The sequence below is a fragment of the Nostoc sp. FACHB-133 genome (genome assembly GCF_014698055.1).
Taxonomy (GTDB): Bacteria; Cyanobacteriota; Cyanobacteriia; order Cyanobacteriales; family Nostocaceae; genus Nostoc.
This window is the reverse complement of record NZ_JACJSH010000006.1, coordinates 130,387-153,169: the sequence shown is the minus strand read 5'-3', so window position 1 is coordinate 153,169 and position 22,783 is coordinate 130,387. Positions and strand designations below refer to the sequence as shown.

17 protein-coding genes and 1 pseudogene are annotated in these 22,783 nt (G+C 39.3%); 11 read left to right on the top strand and 7 right to left on the bottom strand.

All coding sequences use genetic code 11. From position 1 onward, the window contains the following. Nucleotides 1–80 precede the first annotated feature (80 nt). From H6G86_RS07415 to H6G86_RS07400, 4 genes and pseudogenes are all read left to right on the top strand, one after another. On the top strand, nt 81–851 hold the full coding sequence (locus H6G86_RS07415) for a hypothetical protein (protein ID WP_190933770.1): 771 nt from the start codon (nt 81–83) through the stop codon (nt 849–851). A gap of 40 nt (nt 852–891) precedes the next feature. Then, nucleotides 892–1,203, top strand: coding sequence for a hypothetical protein (locus tag H6G86_RS07410; protein ID WP_190933769.1), 312 nt, complete (start codon nt 892–894; stop codon nt 1,201–1,203). Beyond that, on the top strand, nt 1,197–1,610 hold the full coding sequence (locus H6G86_RS07405; RefSeq protein WP_242064719.1) for a DUF7689 domain-containing protein: 414 nt from the start codon (nt 1,197–1,199) through the stop codon (nt 1,608–1,610). Before H6G86_RS07410 ends, H6G86_RS07405 begins: the two co-directional genes overlap by 7 nt. A 210-nt stretch (nt 1,611–1,820) precedes the next feature. After that, nucleotides 1,821–2,178: pseudogene (locus tag H6G86_RS07400) on the top strand (DNA methyltransferase); the annotation flags it as partial. 66 nt (nt 2,179–2,244) lie between these two features. Here H6G86_RS07400 and H6G86_RS07395 read toward each other — a convergent pair. Then, complete coding sequence (locus H6G86_RS07395; RefSeq protein ID WP_073640193.1) at nt 2,245–2,439, bottom strand: hypothetical protein; 195 nt, start codon at nt 2,437–2,439, stop codon at nt 2,245–2,247. Nucleotides 2,440–3,144: 705 nt separating this feature from the next. Between H6G86_RS07395 and H6G86_RS07390 the strand changes: the two genes are divergently transcribed. Both H6G86_RS07390 and H6G86_RS07385 read left to right on the top strand, forming a co-directional pair. Then, nucleotides 3,145–4,200, top strand: coding sequence for an SGNH/GDSL hydrolase family protein (locus H6G86_RS07390; RefSeq protein ID WP_190933768.1), 1,056 nt, complete (start codon nt 3,145–3,147; stop codon nt 4,198–4,200). Between the two features lie 85 nt (nt 4,201–4,285). Next, entirely contained in the window at nt 4,286–4,648 is a 363-nt protein-coding gene (locus H6G86_RS07385; RefSeq protein WP_190933767.1) for a DUF4864 domain-containing protein, read from the top strand. A 25-nt stretch (nt 4,649–4,673) separates the two neighbouring features. Here the strand turns inward: H6G86_RS07385 and larE are convergent, their stop codons facing one another. Both larE and hrmK read right to left on the bottom strand, forming a co-directional pair. Then, the gene (gene larE, locus H6G86_RS07380; protein WP_190933766.1) at nt 4,674–5,504 is read right to left on the bottom strand and encodes an ATP-dependent sacrificial sulfur transferase LarE; all 831 of its coding nucleotides are present in this window, start codon (nt 5,502–5,504) and stop codon (nt 4,674–4,676) included. A 200-nt stretch (nt 5,505–5,704) separates the two neighbouring features. Then, on the bottom strand, nt 5,705–7,543 hold the full coding sequence (hrmK, locus tag H6G86_RS07375; RefSeq protein WP_190933765.1) for a hybrid histidine kinase/response regulator HrmK: 1,839 nt from the start codon (nt 7,541–7,543) through the stop codon (nt 5,705–5,707). Nucleotides 7,544–7,748: 205 nt separating this feature from the next. On the opposite strand from hrmK, the gene H6G86_RS07370 reads away from it, so the two are divergent. Next, a complete protein-coding gene (locus H6G86_RS07370) occupies nt 7,749–8,615 on the top strand; it encodes a branched-chain amino acid ABC transporter permease (RefSeq protein WP_114081184.1) in 867 nt (288 codons plus the stop codon). A 21-nt stretch (nt 8,616–8,636) separates the two neighbouring features. Here H6G86_RS07370 and H6G86_RS07365 read toward each other — a convergent pair whose 3' ends face one another. Next, nucleotides 8,637–8,786: a photosystem I protein PsaX gene (locus H6G86_RS07365; RefSeq protein ID WP_190933764.1), complete on the bottom strand. Its 150-nt coding sequence runs from the start codon at nt 8,784–8,786 to the stop codon at nt 8,637–8,639. A 192-nt stretch (nt 8,787–8,978) separates the two neighbouring features. Then, a complete protein-coding gene (gene lipA, locus H6G86_RS07360) occupies nt 8,979–9,899 on the bottom strand; it encodes a lipoyl synthase (protein WP_190933763.1) in 921 nt (306 codons plus the stop codon). A 332-nt stretch (nt 9,900–10,231) separates the two neighbouring features. Between lipA and H6G86_RS07355 the strand changes: the two genes are divergently transcribed. Beyond that, nucleotides 10,232–10,918 carry a response regulator gene (locus H6G86_RS07355; protein ID WP_190933762.1) on the top strand — a complete coding sequence of 229 codons (687 nt, stop codon included), beginning with the start codon at nt 10,232–10,234 and terminating at the stop codon, nt 10,916–10,918. Between the two features lie 814 nt (nt 10,919–11,732). Further along, on the top strand, nt 11,733–17,408 hold the full coding sequence (locus tag H6G86_RS07350; RefSeq protein WP_190933761.1) for an ATP-binding sensor histidine kinase: 5,676 nt from the start codon (nt 11,733–11,735) through the stop codon (nt 17,406–17,408). 99 nt (nt 17,409–17,507) lie between these two features. Here H6G86_RS07350 and H6G86_RS07345 read toward each other — a convergent pair whose 3' ends face one another. Together H6G86_RS07345 and H6G86_RS07340 are read right to left on the bottom strand one after the other, a co-directional pair. Next, nucleotides 17,508–18,899, bottom strand: coding sequence for a cytochrome P450 (locus H6G86_RS07345; protein WP_190933833.1), 1,392 nt, complete (start codon nt 18,897–18,899; stop codon nt 17,508–17,510). A gap of 25 nt (nt 18,900–18,924) precedes the next feature. Further along, a complete protein-coding gene (locus H6G86_RS07340) occupies nt 18,925–19,941 on the bottom strand; it encodes a terpene synthase family protein (protein ID WP_190933760.1) in 1,017 nt (338 codons plus the stop codon). A gap of 639 nt (nt 19,942–20,580) precedes the next feature. Here H6G86_RS07340 and H6G86_RS07335 point away from each other — a divergent pair. After that, entirely contained in the window at nt 20,581–21,903 is a 1,323-nt protein-coding gene (locus tag H6G86_RS07335; RefSeq protein WP_242064718.1) for a hybrid sensor histidine kinase/response regulator, read from the top strand. A 331-nt stretch (nt 21,904–22,234) separates the two neighbouring features. Then, nucleotides 22,235–22,777, top strand: coding sequence for a methanogen output domain 1-containing protein (locus H6G86_RS07330; protein ID WP_190933759.1), 543 nt, complete (start codon nt 22,235–22,237; stop codon nt 22,775–22,777). The last annotated feature ends 6 nt before the right edge of the window (nt 22,778–22,783 follow it).

Below are 22,783 nucleotides of genomic sequence, written 5' to 3'. Positions count from 1 at the left end.
TTTTTGTGAAATCAATTTTGTAGCTGGATGAGGTTAGGGATATAGTATGTATTAATTTGTATGTTTTGAAGTATTTTTAGATGCAAGATTCAGAATTGTTAGAAAAATTACATCGAACTTGGGTTCAAGCTTTAATTAATGATTACTGGAACGACTATGCAGCGATTATTGTTGATGCTGAATTAGAATTTGACACTGGATGGGATGAATATCAAAATGATTTTTCTACTTCAGGACTTTTAGTTTATCTACCACTTCATCTCTACTCACTAGTCACAAAAGAAGAAAAAACACAGGAAATTCTTAGACATCATTTTGTGACCATTGCTCATGGTCATATTTGGGTTAATATGGCTAGTTTTCCCATCCACTATAGAGTTAAGTTACTAGAGGTAGAAGAGAATTGGCAGAAGACTATTAAATTTCTAATAGCTAAATCAAAAGAGTTGAATCAAGGACTTGTTACAGAGAAAGCTTTTGCTCGAAAAGGTAGAGAGCCGATCATTTACAATGAGATGAAATTTGCGTCGCAGTCTGAAATTAGAATTGCACAAGAGTTAGAAATGAAAGGTGTTTTATTCTTTCCACTACCTCTAGCTGTCAGGCATGAAACAGGTAATATTTATGAAGATCACCGGGAAGTAGATTTTTTAGTGTGTTTAGACGGAACATTCGGAATATTAGAGATTTCTTTTCACCCAGACAGGTATGAAAAGGATAAAGAAAAGGATGCTTGGTTTAAAAAGTCAGGAATTCTTTGCGTTGAACACTACCCTGCGGAGAAGTGCTACAACCAACCAAGGGCAGTAGTAGAAGAATTTTTGAGCTTTTTATCAAAACACAAAAGGTAGACTGCGATCGCTTAAAATTAATTTAGTTATAAGCAGCAATATGGAAGAATTGCGAATCTCAGAAATAGAAGCTACGTTTACAGCGCTTGTTAAGCAATGGCGTGAAGAAACTTTTGGGATATCATCTACCAACCAAATGTCGATGCACTATGCATACCAACAAATTATCGGGATGGGAAAACCTATAATCCCACTTTTACTTAGGGAACTGGAAAAGAAATCTGGACACTGGTTTTGGGCATTAAAATCCATCAGTAGAGAAGATCCTGTTCCTCTAGAATCTAGGGGAAAGGTAAAGGAGATGACTAAAGCTTGGCTAGAGTGGGGTAAGCAAAGAGGCTATAGGTGGTAGGTAATAACGCTTGGGTTAAGTTTGTCACAGAAAAAATCGAGCGTGATTATCCTAACCTCACTGTCTATGGATACAAACTTACCAGTCCAGATACAATTGATCACAACTGTATTGCTTGGGCAGCAGAAGATGATGAAACATGGTGGTGGCAAGATATTCAACATCAATACTACTGGTCACCAGATGTTCCTAGAGAAGAAACCCTTGAAGCTTTTCAAGAAGTATATAAAATGCTTGGCTATGAAGTCTGCCAAGGTGATGTTTTAGAAGAGGGATTTCAAAAAATAGCTATATATACTAATTCCAATAAAGTACCAACTCACGTTGCTAGACAATTACCGACTGGTAAATGGACAAGTAAGCTTGGATCACTAGAAGATATAGAGCATAATAATTTCAAGGGCTAACTGGGAATCCTGGTTATGGTGAGGTTGCCTGTATTATGAAAAAGTCAATTTCAGTCTAGAAAATATTCAGCACTAATCTAATTATCAGGCTAATCAAAAGTGCGATGTCTACGACGGCTACGCCTAAGCCCAACCATGACAAACTGGCAAGAGCGCATTACGGAAATCCCAAATATATGTCATGGTAAACGGTGCATCAAGGTATGCAAAGTAAAAAATGCCTATCAAGCAAAAATACGTCCTAGCGGACATGATATTTCTGATAAATTTCAAAAAGATAATCAAGGTGCAATTCCGCCAAATTTACTAGAAATTGCGAATACTGAATCTAATAGTGCTTATTCACGACGCTGCGAGACAGCAGAAATTAGACCCCATCCAGCACGTTTTCCTCAAGAGTTTGCTAAGTTTTCATCAAATTCTTAACTGATGAAGCTGATATGGTGTTAGATGCATTTGCAGGTTCTAACACAACTGGGTTTGTTGCTGAAACTCTGCAACGCCAATGAATATCTTTTTAAATTAACGAAACTATGTAATGGGAAGTTGTTATCGTTTTAGCCAATAATCAAATTAAGTAAAGAGTCACGAATGAGGAGTTAAAATTTATAACCCCTAACTCATAACTACTCACTTAAATTTCTCCATTCACCTGCATTTGGTGAACTTGATCGGCTAGCTCCTGACGACCTTGGTCGTCTAGTTTATCAATAGCTAACATTCCCATCAGAATCACTTCTTTCAGTGTTAAACGTGTCGAATGTGCCTGTTTTTGCACAATCTCCTTAATAATTGGACTGACACCAATCGCTGTACTAGCTCTAGCCACGGAAGAACAAACACTAATGATTAAGCCTAAATCTTAGCACTTCCAATGAAGTTATTTTCTATAGTTAAAACTTAATTTAAAGGTGTTTCAACTCATACTTTTACAGGCAAACATAAACTTGAAATTATATATACAGAACTACAAGATAAGTACAGAGAATTTCTCTAATACTGGACAATGTGTATCAAACCCTAAATCATCCCATCAAACCTAAGAGGCAACTTTTGGATGAAAATAAATTTAACTTTTGTTATACCAACGCAATCTGTATAATTTTTGACTGCACTATAGATGACTTTATAATTATCCCAAACCAGTTTGAGCGCCTAACTTTTTGAGAGCAAGTTCTTAAACATCAACAATAATAACCTTTTTCTTGCTCACAAAGAGCATATCGTCGTATGATATCAACGAATCGTAAACTTATACACACTTACAATATTTGTGGACATTGAGTTATAAAAAATGGTTTTTTTGTGAAAATAGTGCTTTAAGTACCAGTATTTTCGCAAATCAGACTTGTATACCACCGACAAAACCGTACTTTAAAGAGATCGTAAATTGTCTAAGATAATCTACTCAACACGCTTTACAGAACTATACAGTGTAAATAAGAATAATAACTTAACCGAAGTAAAATTTTCCTGAATACAGGCAACTAATGCTGTGATAGGGAAAAGCAGTGAGTAGAGGAGAGAGAAAGCGATGAGGGATCCTTATCTGTTGGCAGCAGGCTTGTTAACAGGATTAGCAATACCAGCATCGGCTCTTCCACATTTGTCAATTGTCCTGCCAGAAAGTTCTAGATTCCTGTGGGATTTAAAACAAGGCTCGCAGACAATAGTAAGTAGACAAATCATCCCCAGCGTTGATCTCTCCTTACCAGAACTCAGTGGGCAAGCGTTCCAACCCCTAAAAAATTCGCAGCCGACGGTAGACGAGAAAAACGTCTCTAGCGTACCCGAACTCAGTAGTGAAGGATTACCAGCCTCAACAGAATCATTAGTCAAACCCAGTGCCCAAGCAGCTGGTATTTCTTTGACATCTGGTAATCAACTTTACTACCAAAGATTGGCGGCTCTGAAAACAGGTCAGATTTATACGCGCGTAGATAGTGATAATTTGCAATCTTTGTGGGAGTCGATCAGGAAGCGTCAACTAACTTATGATGACTGGAAAAGTTTATTAGCTTTAGAAGCTAGAGCGATCGCTCAAGGTCAAGGTGCAAATCATCTAAGCATCTTAGTTGGTGATTCTTTGAGTATGTGGTTTCCTAGAGAAAAACTGCCTACTGGGAAATTGTGGCTCAATCAAGGCATCTCTGGAGATACTTCTAGTGGGGTTTTAAAAAGGTTGGGGGCATTTTCGGCAACTCGACCGGATGTGATTTATGTCATGGCTGGGATTAACGACTTACGAAAAGGCGCTAGTGATGACACAATTTTGCGTAATTATCGCCGGATTATCCGTCGTTTACGGGATTCTCACCCAAAAGCTCAAATCATTGTCCAATCAATTTTGCCTACTCGCCTAGCAAAACTTTCTAATAGCCGCATTCGTCACATCAACACCCAACTAACCCAAATTGCTAAACAAGAAGGCGCTAATTATCTAAATATTTATAGCTGGTTTACCGATATGGAAGGCAATATGCGTCCAGAGTTGACCACAGATGGTTTGCACCTGTCACAAGAGGGTTATGATGTATGGCGCTCGGCATTACAGCAGATAGAATACAAGGTAACTCAGCGTGAAGATTGAGCGATCGCTCGACCCTTAAAGCGATGTCTACGATGGTCACTGAGCCAATTCGAAGTGCGGGCTGCGCCTATGCAATTTTAGATTTATGGAAATTACCAACAACGATGCCATCACCATACGTTCTCTAATTGAAAACCAATTGGCAGCCTTTAAAAAGGATGATGCCCAAGGCGCTTTTGCCTTCGCCAGTCCAGGAATTCAGGCGCAATTTGGTACCCCAGAAAATTTTATGCAGATGGTGAAGATAAGTTACCCAGCAGTATACCGTCCTCGCTCTGTCTTTTTTGAGAAGATAACAACCATCCAAAAAAACATAACTCAGCCAGTGCTGCTACTTGCTCCTGATGGAGTTCCCTTGAGAGCTTTATATCTTATGGAAAAACAGCCGGATAATGCCTGGAGGATTAACGGCTGCTTTCTAGTTTCTGTAGAAGGTAAAGAAATATAAACTGGATCTCTATAAAACCAAAATTTTATAATTTAACGCCCAAGACTTCTCGATTCAAAATTTGATTCAACTTACCACTGCGATAACCTTCCAAATCCAGAGTTACGTAAAGAAATCCAAAATCCTGAAATACAGAAACTACTTTTTGCAAATCTGTCGTTAACACAAACTCTTTAATTTGTTCTGGTGATAATTCAATGCGTGCTGTATCCCCTTCCGATCGCACGCGCAAATTCTGCCAACCCAGCTTTCTTAAGAAAATTTCTGCTCTACCAACTCGTTGTAACTTAGCGACAGTAATCTCTTCACCATAAGGAAACCGGGAACTTAGGCAAGGTTGAGCCGGCTTATCCCACCAAGATAAACCGAGTTGTTGTGAAAGTTGCCGAACTTCAACTTTGGTGACACCCACTTCAGCTAAAGGCGATCGCGCCCCTCTTTCTTTCGCTGCCTGAATTCCTGGGCGATAATCATGCAAATCATCAGCATTTACCCCATCCACTACGTAGGGATAACCCAACTGCAAAGCTAAAGGTTTGAGAGTGTCGTGTAACTCACTTTTGCAAAAATAACAGCGATTAACCGGGTTAGAAGTGTAATTGGGATTTTCCATCTCATGAGTCTGGACTATTTTATGAGCAATCCCAATAGTTGCGGCTTGAATTTTGGCATCTTCCAACTCTTCTGGCAACAGCGAAGGAGAAACAGCCGTGACAGCCAAAGCGCGATCGCCCAAGGCATCATAAGCAATTTTGGCAACCAAAGTGCTATCAACGCCCCCAGAGTAGGCAATCAATGCCTGCTCCATCTCTTCAAATAAGGCTTTTAATTGCTCAAATTTTTCTGTCAGCATCATTTCCCAATCCTACTCAAACCCAATAGCACCCAACAATTTTTATTGTAGTCATTTGTTATGTTATGGGGTATTGGGCATTGGGAATTGGGCATTGGGCATTGAACATGAAGAAGAAACAAGGAAGAGGGGGAAGATAAGAGAGAGACTTGTTCAATAATTCCCCCCTGCCTCCCCTGCCCCCCTGCTCCCTACCTTTCTCCCTATATTGGCGGTTTGCTGTACTTGGCTACCAGACTGGCTAAAAGTGGTAAATCAATCGGTTTAGAAATATAGTCATTTACTCCAGCTGTTAAACAGGTTTCGCGATCGCCTTTCATTGCCATTGCTGTTTGAACAATTACTGGAATCGTCTGATATTGCTCGTGTTCTCGCAGTTGTCGTACCAAGTTAAGACCATTTCCATCTGCCAGAAAAATATCCATTAAAATCACTGCCGGGTCTAGCTGTGTTAGAGCATCCCACATCTCGGCAGCATTCTTAACCCAAGTCACCTGATATCCTAATTTCCGTAGATAAATTTGCATCAAATCAGCATTGGGTAAGTCATTTTCTACCAACAAAATATCTACAGAAGAACTAGGGGTGAAAGGCAAAGGAGATAAAGAGTACTTTGCCTCCTCTGCTCCCCCAGCCTCCCCTGCTTCCTCATCTCCCCCCACTCCCACCTCTTGCTTAAGGGGAAGTAAAAGGGTAAAACGAGAGCCACCATCTACTTCAGATTCCACTTTCACAGAACCACCGTGAATTTGGGCGAGTTTGCGAGTCACTGCTAAACCCAAACCAGTCCCTTCAGCACCACCAGCGACAGCCTTGGCAATTTGGAAATAGGGTTCAAATAATTGAGTCTGATCTTCTTGAGAGATGCCACTGCCAGTATCCCAAACTGTAAAATGTACAGATCCACCTTTGGGAACAACCTGTAGGCCAACACTTCCTTTGCTGGTGAACTTTAAGGCATTGAAGAGTAAATTCAACAGCATTTGCTTGAGTCGCAAAGAGTCGGCTACTAGGCTTGTGATATCGGGGTCAATTTCTAGGCACAGTCTTAAACCCTTATTAGCGGCTTTCTCTTTCACCAGTGCCAAAACATTGCTACATAGCAGTGGTACATCTATACTTTCCCACTGCACCTCTAGCTGGTTTGCTTCAATTTTTGAAAGATCCAAAATATCATTAATCAGAGCTAGCAAATGCTTGCCGCTAGACTGAATGATATTTAAATACTCCCGTTGACGTTCTATAGTTGGTTCGTACCCTGGAGCTAAAAGCAGATGGGTAAACCCAATAATAGAACTAAGCGGTGTGCGAATTTCGTGGCTGGTGTTTGCCAGAAATTGGTTTTTCAGCTGATTGGTGCGCTCTAATTCTTGATTGGAGTTACTTAACTGTTGATATTGTTGCTGCCAAGATAGGATCTGTCTGAGTTGTACCAAAGCCGTTGTACAGTAGTTGGCAGACCTGGACATCAATTGCGATGTGAGTTGGGCTTTTGATTCTATGAGCGACTCACGATCGCAACTTAGGGGCGCTGCGGCGATAATTAGCCAGCCCATAATGCTGCCAGAATCATCGGCTAACCGCCAAGCGCTTGGTGGCTGTTGATTCTCAAGTTGCTGTAAATCTTTGAGTTCTATAACCTCTTGCAATCGCAACAGCAGCTTTTTTTCTGCTGTCAGCACATCTACAAATAAAGGTTGTGAGTTTTGAGATGGAGAACGAGAAACATAGCAAACTGTGGCTACATTTTCTTGTGGTTGAAACATAGCAATGCCGACAGCATAATCTGTAAGTGCCAGATTAGTGCTGTTCATTACACTGTTAATCTCGTTAACCACAGCTTGGAGAACTTCTGATTCTGCGACTTCTGCCTGTAGGACATTGTTACAAGCAGAAAGCAGATAATGATTTAGGCGACTTTGCAACTGGTTCAAGCTGCTCTCCAGCCACAACTTGGCGCGAAGTTGCTGAATTGTTGTCAAAACTTTTGGCGTTGCATCTATCTGTGAGTTTTGGTCTGGTAAGCTTGAGTACTGCTGCATGGTCAACTAGACCGCTTAACAAATTTAGCTTCACATAAAAATCCAAAAAGGATTTTATGTATATTAGCGGACAATTCTTTTTTATTTATAAACCATAACTTATGTTGTTATAAACCATAACTTATGATGTCGAATTTAGCAGCTAGTCCAAAAAAATTATTATCTGAACCACTGACCTAAAATTTGTTAAAGCAACTTAAGACTTATGGATACACAATTCGCCCAACTAATCGTCAATGGAATTGCGGTAGGGAGCATTATTGCTCTAGCCGCAGTCGGACTGACTCTTACTTATGGAATTTTACGGTTATCTAACTTTGCTCATGGTGACTTTTTAACTTTAGGAGCCTATCTCACCTGGCTGATCAATAGTATTGGAGTTAATATTTGGCTGTCAATGATCCTGGCAGCAGCGGGAACAGTAGCTGCAATGCTGTTATCGGAAAAGTTATTGTGGTCAAAGATGCGCTCTATCCGTGCTACTTCCACTACGCTGATTATTATTTCTATCGGGCTTGCCTTATTTCTTCGCAATGGGATTATTTTTATCTGGGGTGGCAAGAACCAAAACTATAATTTACCTGTCACCACAGCTTTAGATATTTTTGGTTTAAAAGTACCGCAAAATCAATTATTGGTATTGGGGTTAGCGATACTAGCAATTTTTGCGCTGCATTACCTGCTGCAAAATACCAAAATTGGTAAGGCGATGCGAGCAGTTGCTGACGATCTGGACTTAGCCAGGGTTTCAGGTATTAATGTTGACCGAGTAATTTTCTGGACTTGGCTAATTGCTGGCACTCTTACGTCATTGGGAGGCAGCATGTATGGGTTGATTACAGCCGTGCGTCCAAATATGGGATGGTTCTTAATTTTACCGTTATTTGCCTCAGTAATTCTTGGGGGGATTGGCAACCCTTATGGTGCGATCGCAGCAGCTTTTATCATTGGCATTGTCCAAGAAATTAGCACCCCTTGGCTGGGTTCACAGTATAAACAGGGTGTAGCACTGTTGATCATGATTTTGGTGCTGCTCATTCGTCCCAAAGGTTTATTCAAAGGAACGATTTGAGCAGCACCATTCCACTTCTAACTATTCAATAATGTGGAAATAGTACGCCGCTACCAAGAAATTGATAGCTAGCAAGAATATTGCCCAGCCTGTGCGATAGGCGTAGGGAGGTTTTGCTCCACTGTCGGCAACTGCGGAATTTGCAGTATTCTTCGTTGTTTTAGCAGTCATAATGCGATTCTCCTAATGTCATGACTTTTTAAGAAATACCAAACTGGCGTACCAAATACCCAAATTCTTTAAGAATATTTGTGTGAATTTGGAAATTGGTCATTGGGCATTGGGCATTGGGCATTGGGAATTAGTTATTTACCTCTGCCCCCTGCCCCCTGCTCACTGCCCCCTGCCTGCTCCCCTTGCTCCCTACTCCTCATTCCCCACTCCCTCTTCTCCAGCATGATAGGAACTGCGAACCAGAGGCCCAGAACGGACATGGTTGAATCCCATTTCCCATGCTAATCTGCCGAGTTGAGCGAATTCCTCTGGAGTCCAATATTGTTGGACTGGGAGATGTTCAAGAGTTGGACGCATATACTGCCCAATAGTCAAGCGATCGCACCCTACAGCCCTTAAATCAGCCATTGCTTCGACAACTTCATCAAGTGTTTCTCCATGTCCCAGCATCAAACCTGATTTGGTAGGAATTGTCGAATCGATTTCTTTAACCATAGCAAGTACCAAAAGCGAGCGATCGTATTTGGCTCCCCGGCGCACTGGCCCAGTTAACCGCCGCACTGTCTCGATATTGTGATTGAAACAAGCTGGTTTGGCTTCTACAATCATCGCTATGCGTTGGCGTTGACCTGATTCTCCTACACCTGCACCACCCCAAAAATCTGGAGTCAGCACTTCAATTTGAGTCTCTGGGTTTAACTGACGGATAGTAGCGATCGTCTCCACAAAGTGACCTGCGCCCTGATCGGGCAAGTCATCACGGGCGACAGAAGTCAGCACTACATAACGCAATCCTAAAAGCTGTACTGCCTGTGCAACCTTTTGGGGTTCCTCTAAATCAAGAGGCATCGGTGCATGACCTTTATCTACTTGGCAAAAAGCACAAGAGCGTGTGCAAGTAGGCCCCATTAGCAAGAAAGTTGCAGTTTTTTGGGCATAGCACTCTCCACGGTTGGGACAGCGACCTTCTTCGCAAATTGTGTGGATTTGGCGCTGCTTAATAATACGTTGTACGGTAGAGATTTCACTGGCTTTACCGATAGGGCGACGTAACCAGCTGGGCATTGCCGCAATTTCAGACTTTAGTTCGGCTTGTTGTGACAAAATCATAGACATCCAAGCAAGATACGGATATAAAGTAGTGGTCTTTCAATGGACAAATGATAGACAAGAATAGACGCAGAAGACGGTCTTAATATCTCCGTGTCTCCGTGTCCTTATATGCTTTATGCCTTAGAACAAAGCTAAAGCCTTAAATATCACCATGACATAAATGGAAAAGAGCGCCAGCAAAAGTTTTACAAAACACCTCTAGCAATGTCATTTATACCGAAATATACTATCCCCCAATTGCTAGAAATTTTGTATATAGTGGGAGGATTCTCAAGGACAATCGGCAAAGCCGCTATTTACACTTAAAGTTTCTGTTAGAGCAAACAGTCGTGGCAAGCAACAAGATTTTAGTTATCGATGACACTACAGTTGTCAGGGTAAAAGTACGAGAAATGTTGCCTCCGGGCAATTTTGAGGTACTGGAAGCAAAAGACGGTTTGGAAGGACTAAATTTCATTCTTCAGGAAAAACTCAGCCTGATTATGCTGGATTTTCTGTTGCCTAAAATGAGTGGCTGGGAGGTTTTCCAGAAAGTTCAAGCCGATCCGGAATTAAGGAAAATTCCTTTGGTGATCATGTCTGGTCGCAAGGAAGAAGTAACTGAGAAAATCACAGAACCCTTTGAATACTTTGAATTTCTGGGCAAGCCTTTTGATCAGAAGCAACTAATTAACGCAATTAAGTTAGCTATGAGTAAGGCGAAACAGCCGCGTCCAGAATTAGTCGCAGTAGGAGCAGGGGTTGCTGTTAAAAATAGCACAGTTGCTACTTCCAGTGTTGCTACTACTACGGTAGCAGCCCCTAGCGTTGCAAATACTGCTACCGTAGCAACTCCTACTGCTGCCAATATTGCGATGCCTACGGTGGCAAGCAACGCAACCCCTACTGTCGGAGGAGTCTCTGAAGCAGAAATTAATGCGTTGAACGAGAAAATTGTCAAAATGCAAGCTGAAATCGATGGCTTGAAGAAACAGCTAACTCAAGTTGTTACCTTTATCAAACAAAAAATAAAGTAGCGTTTGTGTTCATTATTATTATCGCAGCCGAAATACCCCGTTCATCATACTGGGTGTGCTATTAAAAGCGGGTAAAAATAGTTAATTCAAAAATACTTATCTTGACAAACCATCGTTGACAACAAAATTCAAAAACAGGAAAAAAACTACATAAACTACATATAGGGGTAATTAATAAATTGCCTCTATATTTAATTTTGTGTAAGTTTTATAGGTGCATCTTCAAAAATAAATATAGTAATCTAATTTGATTTCTGTTCGCGCAGCGTGGCGTAGCCATAATTATTTGTGTAGTGCGCGTTCGCGTTCGCGGAGCGTGTCGCAGACAAGCGTCTCGCAGAGAAGCGCAGCGCAAGCGCGATAGGCAGGCAATAGTCAAGAAGGCTCTTTGAGCTATACTGATTTTTTCAAAAATAAAATATGAGTCCTATAGTATCAGTTGTTAGTCTACTGAAACAGTCCTAGACCAACTAAACCTGCCGCAGTTTGTTCTTAACCTAAGAAAAACGGCAGGCTTTTTATTGGTTAGTCTTCCAGACATACAATCTGCATCATAACTTGACAAATAACCTACAGATAGAAAGCAGTAATAAGGAACATTTGCCAGATAAAGTTAGTAAAAATGTTTTTAATAACTTATGTTTTTATACCCAAATTAGTCTATTCAAAATTACATAGTTCCAGAGAAGATATATATTAAAAAATTATTTTTATTAATACAAATTAAACAAATTAAATTATTATTTCATGATAATGATAGCCTTCGCACGGGAATACTAAAACATAGAAACAAGAATTATGAGCATAAGCTGCAATGTTAGTAGTATTAGATACATTATATGCGTTCCCTGGCTATCACATCACCGAGCAAATATACTCAGGTAGTAAAACTCTAGTTTATCGGGGCATTAGAGAACAAGACCAAAAACCAGTTGTTCTCAAATTAATGCGGAATGAATATCCTACGTTCGCGGAAATCGCCCAGTTTCGCAATCAGTATATCATCACCAAAAACCTCGATATTCCTGGCTTACTCAAAACCTATAGTCTAGAAAGCTACCGTAACAGCTACGTCTTAGTGATGGAAGATTTTGGTGGCATTTCCCTGCAAGACTGGCGAATAGAGAACAAGGAAAAGAAGGAAAACTATCTTTCTCTCAATGAGTTTTTCAATATTGCTATTAAAATTGCTTCTACCCTTGAGGGACTACATCGCGATCGCATTATTCACAAAGACATCAAGCCTGCCAACATCCTAATAAACCCTACCACAGATGAAGTAAAAATCATCGACTTTAGCATTGCCACCCTCCTACCAAGAGAAATTCAATTTCTCACGAATCCTAACATCTTAGAAGGTACTCTGGCTTACATTTCTCCAGAACAAACTGGAAGGATGAACCGGGGTATTGACTACCGGACTGATTTTTATTCCCTTGGTATTACCTTCTTTCAACTCCTCACTGGACAGTTACCCTTCACTACTAAAGATCCGATGGAGTTAGTTTACTCTCATATCGCTAAACAACCGCTAAAAGCCAGCCGGATTAATTCTAAGATTCCGGCAATTTTGTCTGAAATGATCGGTAAACTAATGGCGAAAAATGCCGAAGACCGCTATCAGAGTGCTTTGGGGTTAAAGCATGACTTGGAGGTGTGCCAAAAGCAGTGGCAAGAAACAGGAAATATTGCACCCTTTGAAGTAGGCATGAGGGACATCTCAGACCGTTTCGTAATCCCTGAAAAACTCTATGGTCGCCAAGGTGAAGTTGAAACCCTACTCGCTGCTTTTAAGCGTGTAACAGAAGGGGCAACAGAAATGATATTAGTCGCGGGTTTCTCTGGCATTGGCAAAACTGGTGTCGTCAATGAAGTCCACAAACCTATTGTGCGACAGCGTAGTTACTTCATCAAAGGAAAATTTGACCAGTTTCAACGTGACATTCCTTTATCAGGATTGGTGCAAGCTTTTAGAGATTTAATCGGGCAACTACTCTCAGAAACTGATGCCCAAATACAACAATGGAAAGCCAAAATTCTGCGGGAATTGGGTACACAAACTCAGGTAATTATCGATGTAATCCCTGAACTCGAACAAATTGTTGGTAAGCAAGCTCCGGTTACAGAACTCTCTGGCAGTGCTGCCCAAAATCGTTTCAATTTATTGTTTCAAAAATTCATTCAAATCTTCACAACTAAAGAACATCCCCTAGTTATCTTTCTTGATGACTTGCAATGGGCAGATACAGCATCTTTAAAAATAATTCAGTTACTAATGTGTGAAAGTATTTTATCTTCTTTGGCAAGAAATGCAGAAGACACACATGAGAATCAGGGAGGTTTATTGTTAATTGGTTCTTATCGAGACAATGAAGTTTTCAAAGTAGATCCGCTTTATTTGACACTACAGGAGATTGAAAAAGCCGGAGCAGCTATTAATACAATCACCTTAGCACCTTTAAATCAAGGTGATTTAAATCATCTCATTGCTGATACTCTGCATTGTGCTGAAGTAATCGCAGTTCCTCTTACCCAGATGGTGTTTGCCAAAACCAAAGGCAACCCATTCTTTTCCGTGCAATTCCTCAAGTCTTTACACGATGATGGGTTAATTGTATTAAACTTTGATGTTGGTTATTGGCAGTATGATATTTCCAAAGTTAAAGAGTTAGCTCTCACAGATGATGTAGTAGAATTTATTGCCCTAAAAATAGAGAAATTGCCAATATATACCCAAAAGGTTCTGAAATTAGCGGCCTGTATTGGTAATCAATTTGACTTAAACAGTCTAGCGATCGTCAACGAAAAATCTGTAGTAGATACAGCATCAGATTTGTGGCAAGCCTTACTTGAGGGACTAATTTTACCACAGACTGAAAATTATAACATCTTTGCGAAAGAAAATACTAATCAAGAATTCATTGTTCATGGAATAGAATCTATAGAATTTTCCAGTTCTAATTTACAGCTACCTAAATATAAATTCGTACACGATCGAGTACAGCAAGCAGCTTATTCTTTGATTCCTGAAGAACAAAAAAAGCCAATTCACTTAAAAATTGGGCTACTGTTATTGAACAATATTCCTGTTGCAGAACAGGAAGAAAAGATTTTTGAACTTGTCAATCAGTTTAATATCGCAGTAGAATTCATCTCTCCTCAAACTAAACGAGATGAACTAGCCCAGATGAATCTAACTGCTGGACGAAAAGCTTTAGCATCAACAGCTTATCCTACAGCCCTTAAGTATTTAACTACTGGTATCAAATTGCTTGCAGGTGATAGTTGGGAGATAAAACATCATCTTACCCTGGCTTTATATGAGACTGCGACAGAGGCAGCATATCTAGCTGGCAACTTTGAACAGATGGAGAAATTGGCAGAGGTGGTGTTGGTACGTAAACCACTGCTAGAAAAAGTAAAAGTTTATGAAGTCAAAATTCAGGCTTATGGGGCGCAGAACCAAGCACTGGAGGCCGTAAATACTGCCCTAACCTTTTTGAAACTTTTGGGAGTGGAGTTTCCTGAGAATCCAAGCCAGTCTGATCTTCAGTTAGCAATGGCAGAATTAACATCAAATCTCAACGGGAGGCCCATTGAAGACTTAATTAATCTGCCAGAGATGAGAGAAGGATCGCATTTGGCAACTATGCGTATCCTATCAACTGGAGCCTCTGCTGCTTATGCAGTAGCTCCTGAACTGTTTTTACTGATTACTCTCAAACAAATCAACTTATCACTTAAATATGGCAATACTCCATTATCTGCCTATGCTTACGTTAATTACGGGTTAATACTCAGTGGGGTAGTGGGAGATATTGAATCTGGTTATCAATTTGGCAAACTGGCTGCAAGTTTGGTCGATAAGCTTAATGCTAAAGAAGTTAAAGCTAAGATTATGCTGATATTTAACACAGCTATTTGGCATTGGAAGGAACATACTAGGGAAACATTAAAACCTTTACTGGAAGGTTACTATGTTGGACTGGAAACAGGAGATTTAGAATTTGCTGCCTATTGTCTTAACGCTTATTGCTACTCTGGATATTTCATTGGTAGAGAACTGACAGGACTAGAACAGGAGATGGCAACTTACAGTAATGCTATCAGACAAATCCAGCAAGAAACAGTATTTAGCTGGAGTACTATCTATCGACAGAGTATATTGAATTTACTGGGATATGTAGCTAATTCCTGTAGTTTAATTGGTGAAGTTTATGATGAAAAGAAAATGCTGCCGCTTCATGTTGAAGCCAATGATGGAACAGGAATTTTCTATTTATATGTCAGAAAACTACATCTTTGTTTCCTATTTCAGGAGTTTTCTCAAGCAATTGAAAATGCCAACTTAGCAGAAAAGTATTTACATGGTGGAACAGGACAGCTAGTGACTCCTATTTTCTATTTGTATGATTCATTAGCACGACTGGCTGCATACCATGATGCATCGGATTCTGAGCAAAATTTTATTCTAAATAAGGTTCAAGAAAATCAGAAAAAAATGGAGTATTGGGCACATCATGCTCCAATGAATTATTTACACAAATATTATATTGTAGAGGCTGAAAAGTATCGAATCAGTGGTCAATATCTTGAAGCAATAGAATTTTATGAACGCGCGATCTTCCTTACCAAAGAACATGAGTATATTCATGAAGAAGCACTCGCTCAAGAGCTTGCCGCAAAATTTTATTTAGAATGGGGTAAACATAAAATTGCCCAAACCTATCTAACAGATGCTTATTATAGCTACGTTCGCTGGGGAGCGTTAGCCAAAGTTGATGATTTGGCAAAACGCTATCCTCAATTGCTTGCTCCTATATTCCAGCAAGAAAAAGTAAGTATCAAGTCCAGTCAGGAAAGCGTTTCTTTAAATAACACATCTATATCATCTCTATCGACTCTGAGTAATCAGCAAACTGTTATTGGTTCGAAGACAAGTATTTCTGATTCTCTGGATTTAGCCGCATTTATTAAAGCGTCCCAAGCGCTCTCTGGAGAAATCGAGCTTGAACGACTACTTTCTACTTTGATGGAAGTTGTTATGGAGAATGCAGGAGCTTCTAAATGCGCTTTAATTTTGAGCGAAGGTGATAACTTAGCATTAACTGTAACAGCTGTTTGTTCAAGTTTAAATTTTGAGCATACCTACACTGAGTTTCCATCAATTTCTCTTGAGTCAAGCTATGATGTTCCCATTACTTTGATTAACTACGTTAAACGCTCTAGAGAAATCTTGGTTATTGATGATGCAAGGGCTGTTTCTTTTCTAGCAAGTGATAACTACATTATTAGTGAAGAACCTAAGAGTTTGTTGTCTATACCTCTTCTAAATCAAGGTAAATTGATTGGGATTATTTACCTAGAAAATCATCTGACAACAGGAGCATTTACACGCGATCGCGTAGAAGTACTCAAACTACTCACCACTCAAGCAGCAATATCCTTAGAGAATGCTATCCTCTACAAAAATTTGGCCCAAGCAAAAGAAAGCTTGGAGGAATACAACCATACCTTAGAAGAAAAAGTCCAGGAAAGAACGCAGGAACTCAACGACAAAAATAACTGTTTGCAAGAGACTCTACAGGAATTACAGCATACCCAAATTCAATTGATTCAAAGTGAAAAAATGTCTTCTTTAGGACAAATGGTTGCTGGCATTGCTCATGAAATAAATAACCCTATTAACTTTATTCATGGCAATATTAATCACGCTGGTGAGTATATCCAAGATTTGCTTGATTTGCTAGTTGTTTATCAGCAGGAATATCCCCGCCCTTCGCCTTTAGTTCAGGAGAAACATGAGGAGATTGATATAGATTTTCTAGCAGAAGACTTGCCAAAAATTCTAGATTCAATGAAAGTGGGGAGTTCACGTATCCGAAATATTGTTTTGGGCTTACGTAACTTTTCTCGCCTAGATGAATCTGAGATGAAGCCTGTAGATATTCATGAAGGGATAGACAGCACCTTAATGATTTTACAACACCGACTTAAAGAAAACAGCAATTTTCCTGAAATTGAAGTCATCAAAGAATATAGTAAATTACCAGAAGTTATTTGTTACCCTGGTCAACTAAATCAGGTGTTTATGAATATCCTGAGCAATGCGATTGATGCTTTAGAAGATGCATTTGTCGTTGGTCATCCATCATTGGTAAATGACAAAGAACAAATAATAAAGCACATAGACGCATCAGAGGCTTCTGATATAGTAGGAAGAATTCATATCTTTACTGAAATAACAGATTCTAATACGGCGATCATTCGGATTGCTGATAACGGTTCTGGTATGACAAAAGCGGTGCAGCAGAGAATATTTGACCCATTTTTTACCACCAAGCCGATAGGAAGTGGCACGGGGTTGGGGTTGTCCATTAGCTATCAGATTATTGTGGACAAACACAAGGGTAGTTTAACCTGTGATTCCACATTAGGAGAGGGGACTGAGTTCGTGATTCAGATACCAATGCGACAGTTAGATGGCTAGATTAGTAATCTGTCAAGTCCAAATCTAAGAGTGCTAAAAACCTAGTTTTTGTGAAAAACTAGGTTTATTAATATTCATTAAAATAGCCCTGACAGATCCCTAACAGACGGGTGTAGTTGTCATATTAACTAAAGACTCTTGACGCGCACGTCGTCCTGTAATTACCATCTTAACTCCACTGGAAGGTGCAAGGGTGAAACCTCGACGCTGAGGCCGCTCTGTCTGCCGATCAACTAGCGCTAACTGATAGCGTGACAAGACGGTTGCTAATACTAGCTTCATTTGAAATAGAGCCAAAGCCTCGCCGATACAACGACGGACACCACCACCAAAGGGTAGAAATTCATATGGAGAAAATTGGTTCTCAATAAAGCGCTCTGGTTTAAATTGCTTAGATTGAGGATATAAATCCTCTCGCTGATGAGTAAGATAAACACTGGCAAGCAGTACTGTCCCAGGCTGTAAAGGATGTCCCAGTAGTTTTACGGGCTCTTGCACTACTCTAGGAAAACAGAACATTATAACAGGGTGAATTCGCAAGGTTTCGTTACAAACAGCTGTAAGATATGGCAGTCGATAAATACTCATTGGGTCTAGGAAATCACCAAGGGTAGCCAGTTCCTTAAGTAGTTTTTCATGGACTAGTGGCTTTTTTTGAATCCAGTACAATCCCCAAGCCGTTGCTGTTGCCGTAGTTTCATATCCTGCAAGTATCAGGGAGATCAACTGATCGCGCAACTCTTGATCCGTCATCGCTTGACCAGCGTCATCTCTTGCCGACATCAGCATGGATAAGATATCGATGCGTTCTGGATCAGGTTGCTGTCTGCGTTCGGTAATTTCAGCGTAGATCAATTCATCAACTTGCTCGCGATCGCGCAGAAATTTTCCCCAAGGACTCCAAGTTCCTAAATCCTTTTGCAAGAATGAGAAAAACAAGAAACTAGAAGTGAACGATGACTTAAAAAGATTCAACAGCTGTAGCAATAGATGCTTAAGTTTTTGAAGTTTTTCTCCCTCATGCAAGCCTAAGACAACTTGTAAAATGACTTGCAACGAGATTTCCTGTGTTAAATTATGTGCCAAGAAAGGCTGATCTAGTGGTAACTGAATAAAAGCTTTTTCGGCGATACTACAGATCCTCTGACCGTAACCTTGCATTTGCTCTCCATGAAAGGCGGGCATCACTAATTGTCGTCGCTGTTTGTGACGAGTACCCTCCAGCAAAAAGACTGAATATTCTCCTACTAAGGGTTTCGCAATTCTATTAGCCTCAGCAACAGCAACAAACTTCTTTCTATCGTTGGTTAAAATTTCCTGAATTGCTTGGGGATGGTTTACAAAAACTACGGTATCCCCAAAACCAACTATGCTAGCAGTGAAAATGTCAGGATATTGCTGAGCCGCTTTTTCCATATATCCAACAGGGTCAGCGACCCAGTGAAGCTTTTGGAGAAAAGGGTGGGTTTTGAGAATATTTGGTAGTTGAATCTGTTTTTTCATCTTGAAATTATGCTCATAAGTAGAGCGGTGAAATTTGCTTATTTGAAAGTTGAAAATGAACTTCACAGTTAACGATATCAAGTTTCTCTATAGTCTCATAACGACCAGTAAGAGAATACCAATTTAGATTGCCACTAATCCAGGAGTGCATTATTGATATATATTTTGCCAGTTCCACATCTAGATATTCTCCAAAAGAGGGAATAGATGCTTCTAAATCTATCAAAGCTTTGACCTTTTCATTATGCATGTCAGCAGCACGATTAATTGCTTTATTCAAAGGTAGTTGCTGTAGATAATGTAGTACCAGTACTAGATTATGAACATCACCACTTTCCATTTCCCTAGATGCTGAAAAAACATCATTACACCACGCAAGAATATCAATTGTGATCAGTTCTATTTTTTTCACAATTTCATTATTTCGTAAAACATCAGAGAGCATGTAATTATTGCAAAATTCACTTACCGTCAGGAAAAGATATCCTCCTACACTGAATCTTCTGCACCTCATATAAGTGTCAATATCAGGTACAATTCCTTGGGCACGAATAGCTGCTTCCTCTACACATCCGTGGCAGTATTGCTCAAAGCAGTAGAGGAAGTAATTGAACCATTTTTCGCTAGTTCTTTCGCGTGTTCTTTGTCGCAAATCAGCCAAGGCATGATTGATGGGTATGTCTTGCCTCGTTGGTTCTGATCCTTTCAATATTTCTATAAATCTTTGCTGAAAAAGTTTGAGCGCTTCTGGTTGTTTTTTGAACTCGGACATATCGCATTGATCGTCCCAAATAAACACCCAACTAAGCCAGTCATTTCCAATCTTAAGTTCTTCCAAATCACAGTTTGGATAAGCAGATGCAGCTAACAAAAAGAATTTGGACTTGCAAAAACGCTTATAACTTGGTTTATTATTCAGGAGATTGAAACGCATTACCCATTCAAGAGCGTACTCTTCTAAAACATCAACATGCTCATTGATATGGGATGAAAATGGACAGTATAAATCAGAGGAAAGTAGTTCCTTCATAGAAATATATTAGTTATAAGTAGTGAACAGAAATTACAGAAGAAGAAAATTAATAGACTCATAGAGAGCCTATATAAATCTTTTTGAAAATAATTCAGTTTAAGCCTATACGCTCTACAGTATGGAAATGATATTTACGTTGCTTTGAGTGGTGCGTAAATTTATCTGAATATTTCAAAACTTAAGCAGTATTGTTAAACTTTCTTTGAAAGAACATAACCGTTGTTATACGTAATTATGTTTTTTCTATAAAAATAGTAATATCAGAGTCTATTCATAATAAATACTGTTGACTAACTGAAAAAATTAACTTATGTCATTAACTAAATTGTTCTGAGATATCACAATTTTATAAAAAGACAAAGGTAATAATGACTAATTTTAGAGCGATCCCTTCATGAAAGAGGAGCTTCGACTCTAGTGAAAATGCAGATTTGTAGTTGATGTCCATTCTGTAGCGATCGCTCCTGTAGTTGCATAGAGCAATTTGGCGTGAGAATGTTGCTGTTATCAGAGTTTTTGGGAACTATATGGTTGTCAGAGGATAAATTTGCCAGTCAGTCTGCAAAATAAGGGTGACTTAGCTGCGATCGCAGGCAATAGTAAACAATAAACAAGGAGTTAACTTAATTTAAATACATGAATTACAAGCCATATCTACAAATGCTTAATCTCCCAGAAGATAGTTTAATTTTAGTGGTGGATGATACTACTACCAACTTAGAAATTGTCTTTGATATATTAACAAATGTCGGCTTTAAAGTTGTTACAGAAAATGATGGGAAGAGGGCAGTTCAACAGGCTGAAGATAAACTGCCTGACCTAATTCTATTAGATGTAATGATGCCAGGAATAGATGGATTTGAAACCTGTCAAAAGCTAAAAGAAAATTCAGTTACTTGTGATATTCCAGTAATTTTCATGACAGCTAACTCGGATACTAATAGTAAAGTAAAGGGTCTAAGTATAGGTGCAGTTGATTATATTACTAAACCTTTTCATGAAGAAGAGTTACTCGCTAGAATTAAAACCCATCTACAATTACGAAATCTCACAAAAACTTTAGAGAAACGAGTTGCAGAAAGGACAGCAGCTTTGTCTAGGGCATTAAAAGAACTACAAGAGTCTCAACTTCAGCTTGTACAGACAGAAAAAATGTCTGCTCTTGGCCAATTAGTAGCAGGAGTTGCCCATGAAATTAATAATCCAGTTGGTTTCATTCATGGCAATCTCGGACACGCTTCAGTATATTTCCAAGACATGGCTAATATTATTAACCTCTATCAGCAACACTATCCTAATCCGGTACCAAAAATTCAAGAGGAAATTGCAGGGATAGATTTGAAGTATATGCTTTCTGATCTACCTAACTTAATTTCTTCAATGAAAGAGGGTGTACAGCGCATTCGTAATATTAGTACTAGTCTGAGAATTTTCTCTCGTGCAGATAGCGATTGCAAAGTTTTTTGCAACATTCATGATGGCATCGACAGTACAATTATGATTCTCAAACACCGCTTAAAAGCATCCGAGGCTCGACCTGATATTAAAATAGTTAAAAGTTACGATATTTTGCCAGATTTAGAATGCTTTATCGGACAGTTAAATCAGGTATTTATGAATTTATTAGCTAATGCTATTGATGCTTTAGAGGAGTCTAATATAGGACGAACTTATATTGAAATTGAAGCAAATCCTAATGAAATTCTGATTCAGACCACTCTTACCGAAGATAATAATCATATTTTAATTCGGATTAAAGATAATGGAGTAGGGATGTCGGCTGATGTCCAGGAAAAAATCTTTGACCATTTATTCACCACTAAGTCTGTGGGTCAAGGCACAGGATTAGGATTATCAATTGCTCACCATATTGTTGTCGAAAAACATGGAGGAACCCTGGAGGTAAATTCAGCACTAGGAAACGGTTCAGAATTTATTATTAAACTTCCCATTTTCTAATCATACTAAGTGCTGTTATCGGAACCTTTATGTTTAAAACAGTAGTAGGTCACGGTAACAATCCAGATTCTCAGTCAGCAGTTGAAGAAGTTATTTAGCAATGTGTTAGTTCCCTTGGAGGAGTCTATCAATTATTCAAATTAATATTAGTTAAAATAAATGTTCAATGTAGAATCAGGTGATCGTGACCGAATAAATTGTGATCGCGATCACAATTTATTATAAACACAAGCAAGCACCAAATCTTCTAAAGAAATTTATCAAGCAGTTACTTTATGGTCATTTTGGGGAACTCTATAACTGTAGTTCCCAAATTGTGTGCTTAAAATTTATGACCAATGCACTTAATCATTCCATAGCTACGCTTAATCTTTCTTTAGAACGCGATATATTTTTACGTACACTCATTAGAGAATTATCTGGCACTTTGCAGGATGTAGTTGGCTTAGAAGAAGCTTCTGGATTTATTAGTGTAGTTGGTGAAAGGATGGCTACGCAGCTTGACCAAAATTACAAATCTGCTTTGGAAGTCTCCAAACTCTCTCGTAAGCAGGTCGCTGATGTCTTGATTGATTTAAAAAAACGCATTCAGGGCGATTTTTATGTTATTGAGCAGGATGATGAAAAAATTGTCTTTGGCAACCGCGTCTGCCCATTTGGGGAAAAAGTGCTTAATCGCCCTGCTATGTGTATGATGACTTCAAATGTCTTTGGGACGATCGCAGCTAATAATCTGGGATATGCGAAAGTAGAATTGCAAGAGACAATAGCACAGGGTGCTTCTGGATGCAAAGTTATTGTTTACTTAAAATTTACAGAAGAGGCAGAAGATGCAGAAGGTCGAGAATACTTTAAGGGACTAGAATCTGTATAAACTCTT

What these genes read in the sequence shown, in the direction of transcription:
- H6G86_RS07350 (WP_190933761.1), top strand. Translation starts at nt 11,733, where the DNA reads ATGTTAGTAGTATTAGATACATTATATGCGTTCCCTGGCTATCACATC.
- hrmK (WP_190933765.1), bottom strand. Translation starts at nt 7,543, where the DNA reads ATGCAGCAGTACTCAAGCTTACCAGACCAAAACTCACAGATAGATGCA.
- H6G86_RS07390 (WP_190933768.1), top strand. Translation starts at nt 3,145, where the DNA reads ATGAGGGATCCTTATCTGTTGGCAGCAGGCTTGTTAACAGGATTAGCA.
- H6G86_RS07410 (WP_190933769.1), top strand. Translation starts at nt 892, where the DNA reads ATGGAAGAATTGCGAATCTCAGAAATAGAAGCTACGTTTACAGCGCTT.
- H6G86_RS07330 (WP_190933759.1), top strand. Translation starts at nt 22,235, where the DNA reads ATGACCAATGCACTTAATCATTCCATAGCTACGCTTAATCTTTCTTTA.
- H6G86_RS07365 (WP_190933764.1), bottom strand. Translation starts at nt 8,786, where the DNA reads ATGACTGCTAAAACAACGAAGAATACTGCAAATTCCGCAGTTGCCGAC.
- H6G86_RS07370 (WP_114081184.1), top strand. Translation starts at nt 7,749, where the DNA reads ATGGATACACAATTCGCCCAACTAATCGTCAATGGAATTGCGGTAGGG.
- lipA (WP_190933763.1), bottom strand. Translation starts at nt 9,899, where the DNA reads ATGATTTTGTCACAACAAGCCGAACTAAAGTCTGAAATTGCGGCAATG.
- H6G86_RS07335 (WP_242064718.1), top strand. Translation starts at nt 20,581, where the DNA reads ATGAATTACAAGCCATATCTACAAATGCTTAATCTCCCAGAAGATAGT.
- larE (WP_190933766.1), bottom strand. Translation starts at nt 5,504, where the DNA reads ATGATGCTGACAGAAAAATTTGAGCAATTAAAAGCCTTATTTGAAGAG.
- H6G86_RS07415 (WP_190933770.1), top strand. Translation starts at nt 81, where the DNA reads ATGCAAGATTCAGAATTGTTAGAAAAATTACATCGAACTTGGGTTCAA.
- H6G86_RS07340 (WP_190933760.1), bottom strand. Translation starts at nt 19,941, where the DNA reads ATGAAGGAACTACTTTCCTCTGATTTATACTGTCCATTTTCATCCCAT.
- H6G86_RS07385 (WP_190933767.1), top strand. Translation starts at nt 4,286, where the DNA reads ATGGAAATTACCAACAACGATGCCATCACCATACGTTCTCTAATTGAA.